Origin of the sequence: Croceibacter sp. (genome assembly GCF_002716225.1) — a bacterium.
GTDB lineage: Bacteria > Bacteroidota > Bacteroidia > Flavobacteriales > Flavobacteriaceae > Croceibacter > Croceibacter atlanticus.
In genome coordinates, this window is sequence record NZ_PAZX01000011.1 from 216,450 (window position 1) to 232,824 (window position 16,375).

12 protein-coding genes are annotated in these 16,375 nt (G+C 33.1%); 5 read left to right on the forward strand and 7 right to left on the reverse strand.

Annotated features, from left to right (window positions below):
• Positions 1-9: 9 nt before the first annotated feature.
• The 5 genes from CL818_RS09560 to CL818_RS09580 all read right to left on the reverse strand — a co-directional run bounded on the left by CL818_RS09560 (position 10) and on the right by CL818_RS09580 (position 8,628).
• Complete coding sequence (locus tag CL818_RS09560; RefSeq protein WP_272973872.1) at positions 10-2,511, reverse strand: heavy metal translocating P-type ATPase; 2,502 nt, start codon at positions 2,509-2,511, stop codon at positions 10-12.
• A gap of 72 nt (positions 2,512-2,583) precedes the next feature.
• Positions 2,584-3,108: a DUF3347 domain-containing protein gene (locus CL818_RS09565; RefSeq protein ID WP_272973873.1), complete on the reverse strand. Its 525-nt coding sequence runs from the start codon at positions 3,106-3,108 to the stop codon at positions 2,584-2,586.
• Between the two features lie 11 nt (positions 3,109-3,119).
• The gene (locus CL818_RS09570; RefSeq protein WP_272973874.1) at positions 3,120-4,340 is read right to left on the reverse strand and encodes a TolC family protein; all 1,221 of its coding nucleotides are present in this window, start codon (positions 4,338-4,340) and stop codon (positions 3,120-3,122) included.
• 2 nt (positions 4,341-4,342) lie between these two features.
• Positions 4,343-8,119, reverse strand: a complete 3,777-nt coding sequence (locus CL818_RS09575; RefSeq protein WP_286972815.1) for an efflux RND transporter permease subunit — start codon at positions 8,117-8,119, stop codon at positions 4,343-4,345.
• 95 nt (positions 8,120-8,214) lie between these two features.
• Entirely contained in the window at positions 8,215-8,628 is a 414-nt protein-coding gene (locus CL818_RS09580) for an HYC_CC_PP family protein (protein ID WP_502692238.1), read from the reverse strand.
• A gap of 122 nt (positions 8,629-8,750) precedes the next feature.
• On the opposite strand from CL818_RS09580, the gene CL818_RS09585 reads away from it, so the two are divergent.
• Together CL818_RS09585 and CL818_RS13600 are read left to right on the forward strand one after the other, a co-directional pair.
• On the forward strand, positions 8,751-9,293 hold the full coding sequence (locus CL818_RS09585; RefSeq protein ID WP_286972819.1) for an acyl-CoA thioesterase: 543 nt from the start codon (positions 8,751-8,753) through the stop codon (positions 9,291-9,293).
• A 468-nt stretch (positions 9,294-9,761) separates the two neighbouring features.
• Positions 9,762-10,277, forward strand: coding sequence for a phosphatase PAP2 family protein (locus CL818_RS13600; RefSeq protein ID WP_502692242.1), 516 nt, complete (start codon positions 9,762-9,764; stop codon positions 10,275-10,277).
• On the opposite strand, the gene CL818_RS09595 is transcribed toward CL818_RS13600, so the two are convergent.
• On the reverse strand, positions 10,267-11,157 hold the full coding sequence (locus CL818_RS09595) for an SdiA-regulated domain-containing protein (protein ID WP_286972823.1): 891 nt from the start codon (positions 11,155-11,157) through the stop codon (positions 10,267-10,269). The two genes, CL818_RS13600 and CL818_RS09595, sit on opposite strands and share 11 nt — an antisense overlap.
• Before the next feature lie 54 nt (positions 11,158-11,211).
• Entirely contained in the window at positions 11,212-11,757 is a 546-nt protein-coding gene (locus CL818_RS09600; RefSeq protein WP_286972825.1) for a DUF421 domain-containing protein, read from the reverse strand.
• A 198-nt stretch (positions 11,758-11,955) separates the two neighbouring features.
• On the opposite strand from CL818_RS09600, the gene sbnA reads away from it, so the two are divergent.
• The 3 genes from sbnA to CL818_RS09615 all read left to right on the forward strand — a co-directional run bounded on the left by sbnA (position 11,956) and on the right by CL818_RS09615 (position 16,089).
• Positions 11,956-12,933, forward strand: a complete 978-nt coding sequence (sbnA, locus tag CL818_RS09605; RefSeq protein WP_286972827.1) for a 2,3-diaminopropionate biosynthesis protein SbnA — start codon at positions 11,956-11,958, stop codon at positions 12,931-12,933.
• On the forward strand, positions 12,933-14,675 hold the full coding sequence (locus tag CL818_RS09610; RefSeq protein ID WP_286972829.1) for an FAD/NAD(P)-binding protein: 1,743 nt from the start codon (positions 12,933-12,935) through the stop codon (positions 14,673-14,675). The genes sbnA and CL818_RS09610 overlap by 1 nt, the downstream gene beginning before the upstream one ends.
• A gap of 46 nt (positions 14,676-14,721) precedes the next feature.
• Entirely contained in the window at positions 14,722-16,089 is a 1,368-nt protein-coding gene (locus CL818_RS09615) for a Y4yA family PLP-dependent enzyme (RefSeq protein ID WP_502692243.1), read from the forward strand.
• Positions 16,090-16,375: the final 286 nt, after the last annotated feature.

Genomic DNA, 16,375 nt, shown 5'->3' on the forward strand with positions numbered 1-16,375 from the left:
TTATATAGTTTAAATTGATTTGTTTTTTAATCTTAAAGCGTTCCCTATTACAGAAACTGAACTAAAGCTCATAGCCAAAGCTGCAATCATTGGTGATAACAACACACCAAAAAATGGAAATAAAATTCCTGCAGCAATAGGCACTCCTAAAGTGTTATAAATAAGCGCAAAAAATAAGTTTTGCTTTATATTTTTCATAACTGCCTCGCTTAAATTTCTTGCTTTTACTATACCTTGTAAATCTCCTTTTACTAAAGTTATTTCGGCACTTTCAATTGCCACATCGGTTCCTGTACCCATTGCGATACCTACATCGCTTTTGGCTAATGCTGGTGCATCATTTATACCATCACCAGCCATTGCAACACAATGACCATTAGTTTGCAAACTCTCTAATTCTTTTAGTTTTTGCTCTGGTAGCATTCCTGCTTTAAACGTTGATAGGTTAAGACGCTTTGCAACAGCTTTTGCTGTATCTTCATTATCTCCGGTAAACATTATTACCGAAATTCCTTTTTCTTGAAGTTGAGTTATTGCCTTAGCACTTGTCTCTTTAATTTTATCACCTATTACTACTAAACCTACAATTGTTTCATTTAAAGAAAGATAAGAAACTGTTTTTCCTTCTTTTTGAAAATCTGCCGCTTTATTAATAGTATCTTTTGATAGTTGTACTTTGGCATATTCCATCATTTTAGAATTACCTAACGCTAAGGCTTTACCATCTAATTTTCCTTCGACACCTTTACCTGTTACTGAATTAAATGCTGTGACTTTTAATACGTCTACATCCTTTTGCTTGGCATAATTTACTGTTGCATCTGCTAAAGGATGTTCGCTATTGGTATTAAGAGAAGCTATTAGTTGTAATACCTCAGCTTCTGTATAATTATTATCTAAAGCTACTACAGTTTCAACAGTTGGCTTACCTTCAGTAAGTGTTCCTGTTTTATCTACTATAAGCGTGTCTATTTTATTCAGTTTTTCTAAGGCTTCAGCATTTTTTATAAGCACACCTTGAGAAGCTCCTTTTCCTACACCTACCATTATAGACATAGGTGTTGCTAATCCTAATGCACAAGGACAAGCTATAATTAAAACTGCAATCGCATTTACTAACGCATAGACATAAGCTGGATTTGGTCCCCAAATTGCCCAAATACCAAAGGTGAGTATTGAAACCCCAACAACTATTGGCACAAAATATCCTGAAACCTTATCTGCTAGCTTCTGAATTGGTGCTTTGCTCCTACTAGCGTCGTTAACCATTTTAATGATTTGAGATAGTAATGTTTCATTACCTACTTTCTCAGCTTTCATTAAGAAAGATTGGTTGCCATTTATAGTACCACTACTAACTTTATCATCTTCTGATTTATCTACAGGTATAGGTTCGCCTGTAATCATAGATTCGTCTATGGAAGATTGCCCTTCGGTAATATGGCCATCTACAGGAATTTTTTCGCCAGGCTTTACTTTCAAAATATCACCTTTCTCTATTTTTTTAATGGCGACTACCTCTTCTTTACCATCAACAATTTTAATAGCTTTATTAGGTGCCAGTTTTAATAGTTCCTTAACCGCAGAATTTGTTTTGCTATGAGCTCTAGCTTCTAAAACTTGCCCCATAAGCACTAAAGTTAGGATAACTGTTGCAGCTTCAAAATATACATGTACCGCACCTGATTCTGTTTTAAATTGCGGTGGAAAAACTTGAGGAAAGAGTAATCCAAAAACACTAAACAACCAAGCAACTCCAGCACCTATACCTATTAGAGTAAACATATTGAGATTCCAACTCATTACACTTTTATAAGCGCGCTCAAAAAACATCCAAGTGGCATAAAACACCACAGGCAATGACAGTGCAAATTGTATCCAGTTCCAATAGGTTTGCTCTAGTACTGTGTAAAGCGGATTTTCAGGAATCATTTCACTCATTGCTATTAGAAAAATTGGAAGCGTAAATGCAACAGCTATCCAAAATTTCTTAATGAGCTTTTTGTAATTCTTCTCCTCAGATGTAGCATCTGGTTGTTTTGGAACTAAATCCATACCGCAAATAGGGCAATCTCCTGGTTCTTCCTTTTCTACTTCAGGGTGCATAGGGCACGTCCATTGGTCTGTAGTATGTTGTAGTTTTTGTTCTTCAACCAGATCCATTCCGCAGACAGGACAATCTCCAGGTTTCTCATATGTTTTATCACCTTCACAATGCATTGGGCAATAATAAACACCGTTACCATTGTTTGATATTTTAGGAGACGTTGTTTCTTCATTTTCTGCTGAAGCTTCTTTTTTTTCAAGATGAATACTATAACTACCACCATCTTCTTTTAAGGCCTTTTGAAATGTTTTTAAAGGCAGATGTTTCTCCATTTCTATGTTAGCAGTACCCTTTTCAAGGTTAACAGAAACCTGTTTCACGCCTTTTACAGAAGACAATATAGTTTCTACATGAGATTTACACCCATTACAAGACATGCCGTTAATATGATATGTATGTGTCATAATTATAATATTCAGTTACACCTTATAAATTTAATACGCTAAATTGATTCTTTTAAAGAACCAGCATTTAATCTATTGAATTTTACTATCTATCTTACCGCATTTTAGCATCTTATCTCCAAAATATGGGTTTAGTATTTTTTCTTCTAATGATAACCAATAACCACCAGTATTATTAAGAGCCATTGGGCAATATTGTTTGTAAATAGCACCGCTTGTTATAGATGATGACACCAATTCTTCTATCTCATCAGAAAGTCTTGGCATTTGTGCTCTTGCCTCTTCAAGTGTTTTGGCATTTTGAATTATAAATACAGTTTTTAGGTCTTCTCCTAACACTTCTTTCAACTCTTTTGCTCCACTATTCGCTTCTTTTAAATTTGAAGCAACCAAGGCATCTTTTATTTTTAAATATGAATTAAATAACTGTTCTGAAGTTTCATTGTTAAACTTTAATTCTGCTGTCTTAGAAAGTTCTTCTTCATTAAGCTCTTTAGATGTATCCTGTTCAACTTTGTTGGTTTCTCCTGCGTCTTTGCAAGCCATTAGATTTAAGACTAAGACTGATGCTATTGCTATTGATTGTAAATTTTTCATAATTAAGATATTTATTTAGTTAAGTAATTTAATGTTGCTGTTTGCAAATAATAGTTTGTGATGCTTTTAATAATTGCTTTTTCAAATTTTAATTGTAATTCCTGTAAGTCGAGAATATCATTAAAGTCTATAATTCCTGTTTCATAGCTTTTGGTTAATATATCTTCTGCATCTTTAGCGTGTTGTAAATTTTTTAATTGTGTTCTGTAATTCATTAGTGCAGTTTCTCTAGCACTTAATGCTTCAGCTAAAACGGCGTTTAATTGGTTTTCTCGTTCTTTACGTTCATTTGTAATTTGCTTTTGGCGTAATTCATTCTGCCTACTCACAGATTTATATTTAGCATTAAAAATTGGAATGGAAACCGAAAGCATAGGCATAAGAATATCTTTACCGTTATCACTAAAGTTTTGAGAAGGTCGCTCTGCAACATTTATATAATCTATACCTACTCCAAAATCTGGAATTCCTTCTTTTTTGTTTAGTGTTTCATTAGAAACTACAGACTCATATAATTTGTCAAATTTTATTAATTCAGGATGTGTAGTTACAGTAGTGTTACTTACAGACAAACTATCCAAAGGCATTTGGCTTAGGTTTACCACCTTTATTTGAGTACCTACAGGTTGATTTAATAAACTATTAAACTCAGCTTGTTCAGCCTTAAATGTATTTTTCAAAGCTTCAATTTCTTGAAGAAGTTCATTTTTTCGTATCTGTAATTTTAGCAAATCGACTGCTGATGCCTTACCAACTTCTATGTAGGTTAATGCTAGCTCTTCATAAGTTTCAAGTAGGCTAACTTGTTCTCGCAACACATTCTGCATATCCATCGCAGCATATAACTTATAATACGATTGAGATACATTTAGTTTTAACTGCCTTTTGGCTATAGCTACATTTACATACTCTGCATCTGCCATTGCAGCAGCGTAATTTTTACGAGCTGTTATTGTTCCAAACCAAGGTAACATTTGCCGTGCAGAAAGCTTGAACTGCTGTGGCCCAGTACGCGTTTCTGTTTCACTTATAAAATAACCTACGCTAAACTCTGTATCTGGTAAGGTATTTACTTCGTTACGTTTTTCTAGGGCTATTTCGTATTCATTATTAGCACCACTAATTTTAGGGTTGGTAGTTTCTGCTTGCTGTAAATACACATCAAGTTGTTGTGCATTGCCAGCAATAGCTAGAAATACACTAAATAAAAATATGCTGTTCCTAAAATTCATAGTTAACTTAATTTAGGGTTATTTGGTTGAATATTTTCTTGTTTTGATAAGGCTATTTCTTTTCTCCAACTAAATAAAACCGGTACCACAAATAAGGTCATTAAAGCTATAAGCATTCCTCCAAAACTTGGTATTGCCATAGGAATCATAATATCACTACCTCTTCCTGTTGATGTAAGCACAGGTAAAAGTGCCAGCATAGTTGTAGCTGTAGTCATTAAACACGGTCTAATTCGTTTTTTACCTGCTTCTACAATACTTGCTCTAATTTCATTTTTAGTAGCTGGTTCGTTTTTATTAAAGGTTTGTGTTAAATAGGTTGCCATTACTACTCCATCATCTGTAGCAATACCAAATAAGGCTATAAACCCAACCCAAACAGCCACGCTAAGATTTATAGTCTTCATTTGAAAGAGGTCTCTAATATTTTCACCAAACACATTAAAATTCATAAACCAATCTTGACCGTAAAACCACATTAAGATAAAACCTCCTGCAAATGCAACTGCTATACCTGTAAATACCATAAATGCTGTAGAGACAGATTTAAATTGAAAATATAGAATCAAGAAAATTATGATTAACGCCATAGGTACTACAAAAGACAGAGTTTTTTCTGCCCGAAGTTGATTTTCATAGGTTCCTGTAAACTCATATGAAATTCCTTTAGGAACGGTAAGCTGCCCTTTTACTATATAATCTCTAATTTTTGCTTGTGCATTCTCTACTACATTTACCTCAGCATAACCGTCTAACTTATCAAAAAGGACATATCCTACTAAAAATGTGTCTTCACTTTTAATAACTTGAGGCCCTTTCTCATATTTAATGCTTACCAGCTCCTTTAAAGGCACTGGTGCTCCATTAGCTACTGGCACATAAATTTGTTCTAAATCTTGTGGCGATGCTCTTTGTGCTCTAGGATACCGTACTCTTAAATTATAACGCTCTCTACCTTGTACTGTTTGAGTAAGTGGCGCACCTCCTATTGCAACCTGAAGTACTTGCTGTACCTCTTCTATTGAAATGCCATACCTTGCTAATTGATCTCTTTGAATATCTATAAGTAGATACGGTTTACCAACAATCCTATCTGCAAATACAGCTTGTTGCTTTACACCTTCAGATTGTTTTAAGATTTCTTCCAACTGAATTCCAAAATCTTCAATATCTTTTAAATTTTGTCCTTTTACTTTTATTCCCATTGGTGCCCTCATTCCTGTTTGTAGCATTACCAATCTTGTTTCTATAGGTTGTAATTTGGGAGCCGATGTTATACCTGGAAGATTAGTCACGCTTACAATCTGATTCCAAATATCGTCTGGAGAAGAAATTTCTGGGCGCCAATTTCTAAAATATTCTCCATCGTCATCCTCAATTAAGTCTTTGGTCTTTACACGTGTGGTACTCTCATAAACTTTTTGTTTTTCTGAAACTGTTTCAGTATTGATAGTGGAATTTAAATTATGTATTAATGCTCCATTTTTGAGAATAAACAAGCCATCTTCATCTACTTTATAAGCTTGCATCTTACCTTCAGCATTCAGCTTATACTCTGGTTTGTATTGTATAATATTCTCATACATAGATAATGGTGCAGGATCTAATGCAGACTCTGTTCTTCCTGCTTTACCAACAACTGTTTCTATTTCAGGAATACTTGCTACAGCCATATCCAGCTGCTGCAATACCCGTTTATTTTCTTCTATACCTGCGTGAGGAAGTGATGTAGGCATTAATAAAAATGACCCTTCATTTAAAGATGGCATAAATTCTTTCCCAGAATTACGCATGATTATAGCTCCTAAAATGACAATAATTGTAGGTATGCTTAAAAATGCAAGCTTATGATTAAGCGTCCATCTTAAAATTGATGTATAATACTTTTGAAAGAGAGTAAATAGACCTAAGAGCCCGAAACTAATAAGCGCGACGATTATTAGGTTTGTAAAAAAAGAGTGGTTTACTCCTAATGGTCTCCAATATATTGCTAATAATACTACTATTGCTAATACTACACTAGCTATCGTTAATTGACTTGCAGTTTTGTCACTAAGTAATCTCTTAAGCTTTAATATGCCTAGCAGGCCAAATACAACAAGCATAAGGCCTAACCAGTATCCGAATAATACCCCAAACAATCCTATTACTATAAGTGATGCGTTAAGGGCAATTCTGTACGTTACTTTAAATGATCTCTTTTTAAATAGAAATGCTGCAAATGGTGGTATTAAGAATAATGCCACAATTATTGATGCTGTTAACGCCATAGTTTTAGTAAACGCTAAAGGCCTAAATAATTTTCCTTCAGCACCAATCATCGTAAATACAGGAATAAAACTAATTATCGTAGTTAATACCGCAGTCACAATTGCACCAGAAACCTCTGCTGTGGCATTATANATAACTGAGTTTATAGATTGTTTTTCCTNTTGTTTAGNATTTTCATCAAGATGCNTTATGATATTTTCTGAGAGAATTACACCAACATCTACCATAGTACCTATGGCAATTGCTATTCCAGAAAGGGCAACAATATTAGCATCTACATTAAATAGTTTCATGCTTATAAATACCATTAAGACTGCCACAGGTAATAATCCTGAAATAAGNATTGAAGCTCTTAAATTAAATACCATAATAATAATCACTAATATGGTGATAAGTATCTCAAGAGTAAGCGCTTCATTTAAGGTACCTATAGTTTCATTTATAAGTTGAGTACGATCGTAAAATGGTACCACCGTAACTTGAGAAACTCTTCCGTCCTTTAAATTTTTTGAAGGTAATCCAGTCTGAATAGATTCAATTTGGCTTTTTACATTATTTATAACCTCAAGAGGATTTGCACCATAACGTGCTACAACTACACCACCAACAACTTCTGCACCTTCTTTGTCTAAAATACCACGTCTTGTTTCNGGTCCTAAGACTACNTTTGCGATATCTTTTATAGAAATTGAAGTGAAGTCTTTAGAGGTAACTACTGCATTCTCTATATCNTNAATAGATTTTAGGTATCCTAAACCTCTTACTAAATANTCTGCTTTATTTATCTCTAATGTTTGNGCNCCNATATCCCTATTGCTTTGCTTTACAGCTTTCACAACCTGACTTAAGGATATATTATACTGCCGCATTAGTTCTGGGTTTACATCTATCTGGTACTCTTGAACGTAACCTCCAATTGATGCTACTTCTGAAACTCCATTTGCTGAAGACAGTGCGTATTTTACATTATAATCCTGTATGCTTCTTAACTCGTGTAAATCCCAACCACCAGTTACATTTCCATCTTTATCTCTACCTTCTAAAGTATACCAAAATATTTGACCTAAACCAGTTGCNTCTGGTCCTAAAGTAGGGTTTACACCATCTGGAAGTAAATTTGAAGGAAGTGAGTTTAATTTTTCTAGTATGCGGCTTCTACTCCAGTAAAACTCTACATCTTCTTCAAAAATGATGTATATACTAGAAAAACCAAACATAGAAGAACTTCTCACAGTTTTAACTCCTGGAATTCCTAAAAGTGAAGATGTTAAAGGATAGGTGATTTGATCTTCAATATCTTGAGGAGACCTACCTTGCCATTTGGTAAATATAATTTGTTGATTTTCTCCTATATCCGGAATGGCATCAACAGCTACGGCATTTTTNGGTATAATACCTGTATCCCAATTAAANGGAGANGTTACTATGCCCCAACCTATTATAACTAATAATAAGATGAGTGCTACAAGCTTATTTTGTATGAAAAATTTAATGCTTTTATTCAGCATAATTAAAGTAATTAGATAAATATAAATGGTATTAAGACATACCAAGANTTTCCTATTNTTTGAATAATAGGATTCACTTAAAAATTATCTAAACTTTAAATTAAATAGGTGTCATGTAAGACTAAGATGTCCCGNACTATGAGTGGTGGTGCATAATCATCTGTAGGCAAAGGTTGTGAGGTGTCATCAGTATATAAAGCTACATAAGACAATGTATATGCAACTAAAAATTGCTGATCTTCTAAAGTTATTGTATCCCAAGNGATCTTTAAATCATCTTGACCATCTATTACAATTTGCTTGTCTGAGCAACAACNAGATTTTTCGATGTTAACCGAACAAGTTTTAGAAAACGCTTTTTCCATTGCACAAGCTTCAGCTTTATGCAACACAGCCATATCCATTAACATATCGCCACAATAATGTTTATCTACAGTAAAAGATACAGTAGAAAACAACANTAATAGTGTCATTACAATAGCAGATATTTTTTGGNAAAATTGTTTCACACTACAAAAATACAATTTTTAATTTTGACTACTAATAAAAGACTTTAATTGAAAACCTCTTGGTTAATTTACTAAGCAATTAAGGTATTAAATAAGTATATTACTTAAAAATACAATATAAAATGGCATCCTATAAACACAAAAAAGATTCTAACATAGAGCTTTCACAGCTTATGCTTCCTTCTCATTCTAATTTCAGAGGNAAAATTCACGGTGGTTATATTTTAGAAATTATGGATCAGGTAGCCTTTACGTGTGCTTCAAAATATAGTGGTGCATANTGTGTAACTGCNAGTGTTGATACTGTAAATTTTAGAAACCCTATTGAAGTTGGAGAGCTTGTTACTCTAAAAGCATCAATAAATTACGTTGGTAATACATCGATGGTTGTTGGCATTAGAGTAGAGTCTGAAAACATTAGAAACGGCTCTAAAAAACATTGTAATTCNTCATATTTTACAATGGTAGCAAAAGACGATGATGGGAACAATGTAAAAATTCCNGGTTTAATATTAGAGACAGACAATGATATAAGACGTTTTGTAAAGTCTATTAAACGAAAGGAAATGGACCGAAAGCGTGAAGAAGAATTTTCTGATGAAGACTTTAGTAAAGCAAAGTACAAGTCGAAATTAAAAGATTACAATGTAGAAATNAACTCTTGACAGATGTTAGTTAAATATAAATTGCCTGTTTCAAAATAGAGGCCTAATTTTGCATTCAAATTTNAACCTATGCCAAATAGAATAGTTTATTCGCTTATTATCCTTTGCTTAATTGCAACTTCTTCTTTACAAGCACAATTACTATCGCCAACNTCTACGCCAGGTAAAGCAGATAAAGATTACGGTTTTACAATTAAGGAGAAAAAAGAAGAGCGTGAAACACTTTGGCAGTTGTTTAAATATGATGCAAAAAATATTTTAGGTGGTGTTGGTTATGCTTATACTAGACCGTTATCTTGGCAAAAAGATGATTTTATTATACTAGGAGCTACAGTAGCTGGAACTGCTGCGTTATATACTTTTGATAACGAATCTAGCCGTTATTTTAGAGATCAGGTAGATGATGTGCCTCAGGTTATTAGGGANTACGGCTTTTATTATGGTAGCCCTCAAAATAATTATATGGCAATGGGTGCTGTNTACTTAACAGGTTTAGTTATAAGAAGTGAAAAGGTAAGACGTGTAGGCGTACTTTTAGCAGCTTCTGCAACTGCTGGCGGTATATTACAACAAGCTGCAAAAATTGGTGTTGGAAGAGCTAGACCAAACCATATTGCAGATAGAGATAGATTTAAACCATTTGATTTAGATGCTGGTGCCGGTTTTCACTCTTTTCCTTCAGGGCACACAGTATTATCTATCACAAACGCACATATTATTGCAAAGCTATTTGAGAGTCCTTGGATAAAAGCTGGTGTATATGTTATTGGTGCCATTCCGCCTATTTCTCGTGTATGGGAAGGCGCACACTGGNTAACAGATGTTGCCTTAAGTACTGTAATGAGTATTGCTATTGTTGAAGCTATAGATAAGTTCTTAGACTCTAANTATGAGACTAANCTTACAAAAGGTCCTAGAGAGAAAANTTTATCTTGGGATTTAAGATTAGGTCCTGGACAATTAGGTGTTGCAGTTACTTTTTAATGCTGTCTTTCTTTACAGTNTTTTCTTCTAACAATACGTGAAGAATATTNGCATCTGTAGNGTGAAATTCATTTGAGATATACANGNCACCATCCTTACTAAAGGTAATACCTTCAGGTTGCTGAAAATCGTCTGGGTTTAATAACTGTATCTTTTTTACTTTACCTTGTGGAGANAAGATAATAAGCTTAGGATTTACTCCTTCCAACACATAAAACTCTTTTGTTTTGGGGTGTATTGCAATATCTGANGGTCTAAATGTTTTTTGAACTTTCTTAGTANTAAACTCAGAGAAACTTTTGTCTTTTAAATCTATAGTTACAATTGGGTTTTTAGCCATTTTTTTTGAATCTAAAGAAAAGGCGTAAACACCTTTATTACGCTTACTTTTAGGGTCTCTATCNTTAGCAATTATTANTAGCCTATTATTATCTTCATCATAAGCTAAAGACTCTACATTNTGNTTAGATTCAAAAATNGTTTGGTAGGTTGTAACGCTTTGTTTTGTTTTNGAGGTATAGTTTGATACTTCAAACAATAAACCATCACTGCGCATAACATAGGCAGTGGAATCTTTTATAGCCAAGCCTTCATAATCTCCACGTTCACCAAANGCGATAGTGTCNGTAATTTTCATCTCGTGCAGATTGTAATGAAAAATTATTCCGTCTTCATCTTGTACTGCAGCTATAGTACTGTCTTTTACCCAAGAAATTCCTGACACTTCTTTAAGAGCACCTGGTAACTCCCAATTTGTTTCTATGCTATACGTGTAGTCTTCTATNCTTTGTGCATAATAACCGTGTTTACTAAAAAAATAAATAATAATAGCAGACACTGCTAAAATGGCCAAGATAATTGTTACTTCTAAACGTCTCATAGTTTTTTTAATTGTAAAGCAATACCTACTTCCTCTTTTGTCTTTTAAGAGTTTTTAATTTAACCTAGCTTGTATNGGTAACCCTTTTACACCTTTNAANATACGATCTTCTAAATTTGTATCATCCTTNCTATGTAGTACAGACATATCTCCAGTAGACTCTAAAATTACGGCTTTAACTTCAGAAAAATTTAGAGCGTTGGCTTCCCTCAACTTTGCAATTAAATCATCTTCACCCACATTCGTTTTCTCCAAGTTTTCATACAAAATCTCACCTTCGTACATTAACATCATTGGTGCATTTGTAAGTAGTTTACTCAATGTTTTAGACTTTCTTATTGCAAATGAAAATATGGTTTGAAACATAATNATACCNGCTAANGCAATTCCTCCTTTTAAAAGAGATTGGTTGGTATTCATTATTACTGTGGCAAGAATAGAACCTATTGCAATAGTTGATGCAAAATCAAAACTCGACATCTTTGCAAAAGTTCTTAATCCTGAAACTCTTGTAATGAGTATAATTATTCCAAAAATCACTACTAGAGATACGATAACCTTTAGTAGAATAGATAAAGATGCGAATGTCCAAGTTTCCATAGTTCTTAATATTTTATGTTAGCAAATGTCAATTTATAATAATGTAATTACTCTTGAAGTGTATCACTTCNACTTTTGAAAATTTTTAACTACCTATTGTTAAAGTATGTTATTATAAAAAAACACAGNCTTGTTTTTGTTTANTTTTANTTGNTGTTACTTCAACATTATAATATTGGCAATATCTGCAAGACNATTATGAACNCTACACTTACATTACCTATAACCAACCACTCAGTNTATGAGTCCATACTAACTACNATTGGCCANACNCCATTAGTTAANTTAAAAAAATTATCTNCGGAGTTAGGCTTTCAAATTTATGGAAAGCTTGAGATGACAAATCCAGGTGGAAGNATTAAAGATAGGACATCATTAAACATTATTGAAGAAGAAATTGCCAAAGGGAACATTACTAAAAACACGACACTTGTTGAAAGCAGTAGTGGCAATATGGCCATAGGTTTGGCACAGGTTTGTTCTTATCATAATATACCTTTAGTAATTGTTGTAGATCCAAAAGCTAATAAGCATACTTTAAAAATATTAGATGCTTATGGNGTAAAAGTAGATATGGTTGAAAAAGCTAGCCNAAATGGAGGTTATCTTGGTGCTCGCTTACANAGAGTACAAGAGCTTGTGGCACAACTTCCAAATGCTATATGGACAAATCAATATGGAAANAAAGCCAACCCGAAAGCACATTGGCAAACTATGAAAGAGATTTATGAAGATTTACCTGANGTAGATTATGTTTTTTCTGCCACNAGNACTTGTGGNACNTTAATGGGTTGTGCAGATTTTATTAACTCNGAACATTTAAACACAAAACTTATTGCAGTAGATGCTAAGGGAAGTGTGATTTTTGGAGACCAACCAGAAGAACGNCATATTCCTGGTCATGGNGCTGGTTTACCATCTCAATTTTTAGATAAAAATGCCATTCATGATGTGGTTCATATTACAGATAAAGAATGTGTAACTGGTTGTCANAAACTACTTAAATTAGAAAGTATTTTAGCAGGCGGATCTTCTGGTGCAGTTACAACAGCTATAGAAAAATTAAAACATAAAATTCCTAAACACAACACGTGTGTTCTCATACTTTGTGATCGCGGCGAACGCTATATAGATACAATTTATAATAAAGNTTGGGTAGCTCAAAAACTAGGATAATGCAAACTGAAACTTTTCATATAGGAATNGTAGGTTTTGGTCCCAAAGGATTATATAGTTTTGAAAGGCTTCTCGCCTACTTAAATCATTTTAAGGTTGAGACTCAAGTAAACATTCACCTATTTAATGAGTCGTCTTCTTTTGNTGCTGGTTGGGTTTATCATAAGGATCAACCAGAGTATTTGTTAATGAATTATCCTAACCAATTCATTTCATTACAACCAACTTCAAAACCTTCAGCGNTTTGTGAGGTGTTGTCATTTTCTGAATGGTTAAGCGAAAAGCAAAAAGAATCAATTANAGAGCTTGATCCAAAAGTGTCTTCTCGTAAAANTGTTGGTGCNTATTTANGTTTTTACTTTGAAAANTTTTGTANTTGCTTACCTAATAATGTTTCAGTTTATAAACANATTNCTTCGNTTGAAGACATTAAACAAAAAGGAGATGATTTTAAGCTNAAAACTTCGACTAATAGTAAATTTCCTTTATTAAATTCAATAGTAATTACAACAGGCCATACACCTAGCATTACGAGTAAGGAAGAACTCTTAAATGTCCCAAATAACATACCTTTTGTATATCCTATTGAAAAGAAATTAANCGTTGTAAATCCACAATCTACCGNAATCTTAAAAGGAATTGGCTTAACAGCTATNGATGCTATTTTAGGNNTAACCGAAGGTAAAAACGGTNAGTTTAAACAANAGAGCAATANTNNNTTNTCCTATTTAAAAAGCGGAAACGAACCGAAAATTATTTATCCCTATTCTAGGTCTGGTATTCCTATTATTCCTAGAGGTGAAAATGCACTCAACTACGAGCAAACTAGCTTTTTCCTAAAAGATTTTATANCCTCTCAGAATTTTAAACCACATTCACTCGATTTTGAAACNGATGTNTTACCTATTATAAAACAAGATATTGTAGGCGAATTTTACAATACATTATTTCAATTACATAATGNTTCTTATAAGCAATATGAAGATTTTAATGACCTTAATANNCGCATNGANAAATTTCATAAAGAGCATCCAGAAATTGAAAAATTTGAAGCAGAAAANTTGTTAGCTCCTACTCTAGCNNTAAATGTTGCTTCATTTAANAATGTNTATGAGTTTTGGACATTTTGGTGCCTAGAAAATGAGAANGCTAAAAGCCCATANGTTGCAGCNGCAAGTGCTTGGCGCTATNTAAGCAAGGATTTTAATTTACTGTACAGCCAACAAAAGCTTACTAAAAAGTCAAAACAACTATTTCAAACAAAATATTTTGGGTTGTTTAATAAGATCTCATACGGTCCACCATTGGTGAATATTAAAAAAATGCTGGCACTTATAGAAGCCAANATTTTAGACTTCAGTTTTTCTGNAAGTCCAACTNTATCTAAAAATACAATTTCAAATTCAAATCAATCTTCAACTTACGATTGGTTAATTGATGCTAGGCTACCGAGAGGTTTTTCAAATTCAAAGTCTGTTTTATTTAATTCAGAAAATTCAGCTAAACTATTTACAACCACTAAGGTTTCAAATACTACACACGAATTACATTGTACAAANACTGGTCNTCCTATTAATAAAGATGGTAAACCTTTAAAATCTATCGTTTTATATGGCACTCCTACAGAAAATACCTTGTTTGATAATGATACCTTATCTAGAACACACAACGATACAGTGTCCGGTTGGGCCAAAAACATTGCAAAACATTTAAGTGTAACCACACAACTTATATCATCTTAACATGAAAGATACATTACCAAAATTAACGCCTATTACATCTACTTGGATGCATAATATNNTAGAAGATTTTAAACTTCAGGATGCATTATTCAATACATANGGTTCTCCACTAAATATACACAGCTTACCTTCTTTTGAAGATAATATTACAGAATATCAAGAGGTATTAAATGCCTATAATTTTAAGAGTCAATTGTTTTTTGCNAGAAAAGCAAATAAGTTTAANAANCTTATTGAAGCTGCTGTAAATAGTGGCATTGGTGTAGATACTGCAAGTTATGANGAGCTTAAACAATGTTTAGATCTTCAAGTAGAATCATCTAAACTCATTTCTACTGCAGCTATAAAAAACAAGGAACTTCTAGAACTNGCTTTAAAACATAATGTAGTTATTATAATTGATAACAAAGATGAACTCATTGAGATAGAAAAACTGGTGAAATCTTTAGATTGTGTAGCCCAAATTGGTATTAGNNTTTCTGGATTTGCANATAATAACGCTAAACTTTTTAGCCGCTTTGGCTTTGATATTGAAGACGTTGAATCAATTTTAGATNATTATTTAAATGGTAANCCATCATTTAATTTAAAAGGGTTTCATTTTCATTTAGATGGTTACAGTACAGCACAACGTGGTAATGCGTTNCACCAAACAATAAGCCTTTTTGAGAGNTATAAATCTACTTTTCCAAATCTGTCTTTTATAGATATTGGTGGTGGTATTTTAATGAATTATCTAAAAAGTGANACCGAATGGCAAACATTTCAAGAACAATTAAAAGAAGCTATTCTTGAAAAAAGACCAGAGCTAACTTATAAAAATTCTGGATTAGGATTTACCACAAGAAATGGAGTTGTAGAAGGTAAACTAGCTACCTACCCATATTTTAATACCACAACAAAAGCTAATTTTTTAGGTGAAGTTTTAGAAACATTAAATAGCCAAGACATTCCGGTATATAAACGTTTGGAAGACAATGAAATTGAGTTGAGATTAGAACCTGGTCGAAGTTTACTAAACCAAGTTGGAATAACTATGGCACGTGTAGCGCATCGTAAAGTAGATGCACGCGGAAATCACCTTATTGGTTTAGAAATGAATATGTCTCAATTAAAAAGCTCGAGTGCAGATTTTTTACTAGATCCTTTTGTTAGTTATCACAATGATGATGCAACACAACAACCAATTGAAGCTTACTTTACAGGCGCATATTGTTTGGAGCAAGATGTAATATTAAAAAGAAAAGTGGCTTTAAAACAATTGCCAAGTATTGGTGATGTGGTCATCTTTGTGAATACNGCTGGTTATATGATGCACTTTTACGAAACCGAAGCGCATTTATTTAAACAAGCCCAGAATGTTTCAATTGCTGAAAAGAAGGAATCTTATAATTTAAAAGATTTTAAAGCATAGCATACTAAANAGTACTACTATGACNATAGATGTAATTTTAAATATCACTTTAATTAGTACAATAGCCATGACGGCTTTTAGTTATTTAATGACGCGTCTTTTAAAAGAGAATCTTGTAGAACCCTATTGGTTAAATGNCATCTTATTNAATAAAANGCTTTTGNTAAGACCACTAGGATGGTTGGTACATTTCATTACAGGTATAGGCTTTTTTTATTTAGTGTATCTACTTAATTCTNTATTCAATTTNGGGTTAATATTAAATGGACTAGCAATTGGAATCATA

Bases quoted from the DNA above. Each gene is read 5' to 3' on its own strand.
- CL818_RS09565 (WP_272973873.1), bottom strand. From the start codon at position 3,108: ATGAAAAATTTACAATCAATAGCAATAGCATCAGTCTTAGTCTTAAAT.
- CL818_RS09560 (WP_272973872.1), bottom strand. From the start codon at position 2,511: ATGACACATACATATCATATTAACGGCATGTCTTGTAATGGGTGTAAA.
- CL818_RS09570 (WP_272973874.1), bottom strand. From the start codon at position 4,340: ATGAATTTTAGGAACAGCATATTTTTATTTAGTGTATTTCTAGCTATT.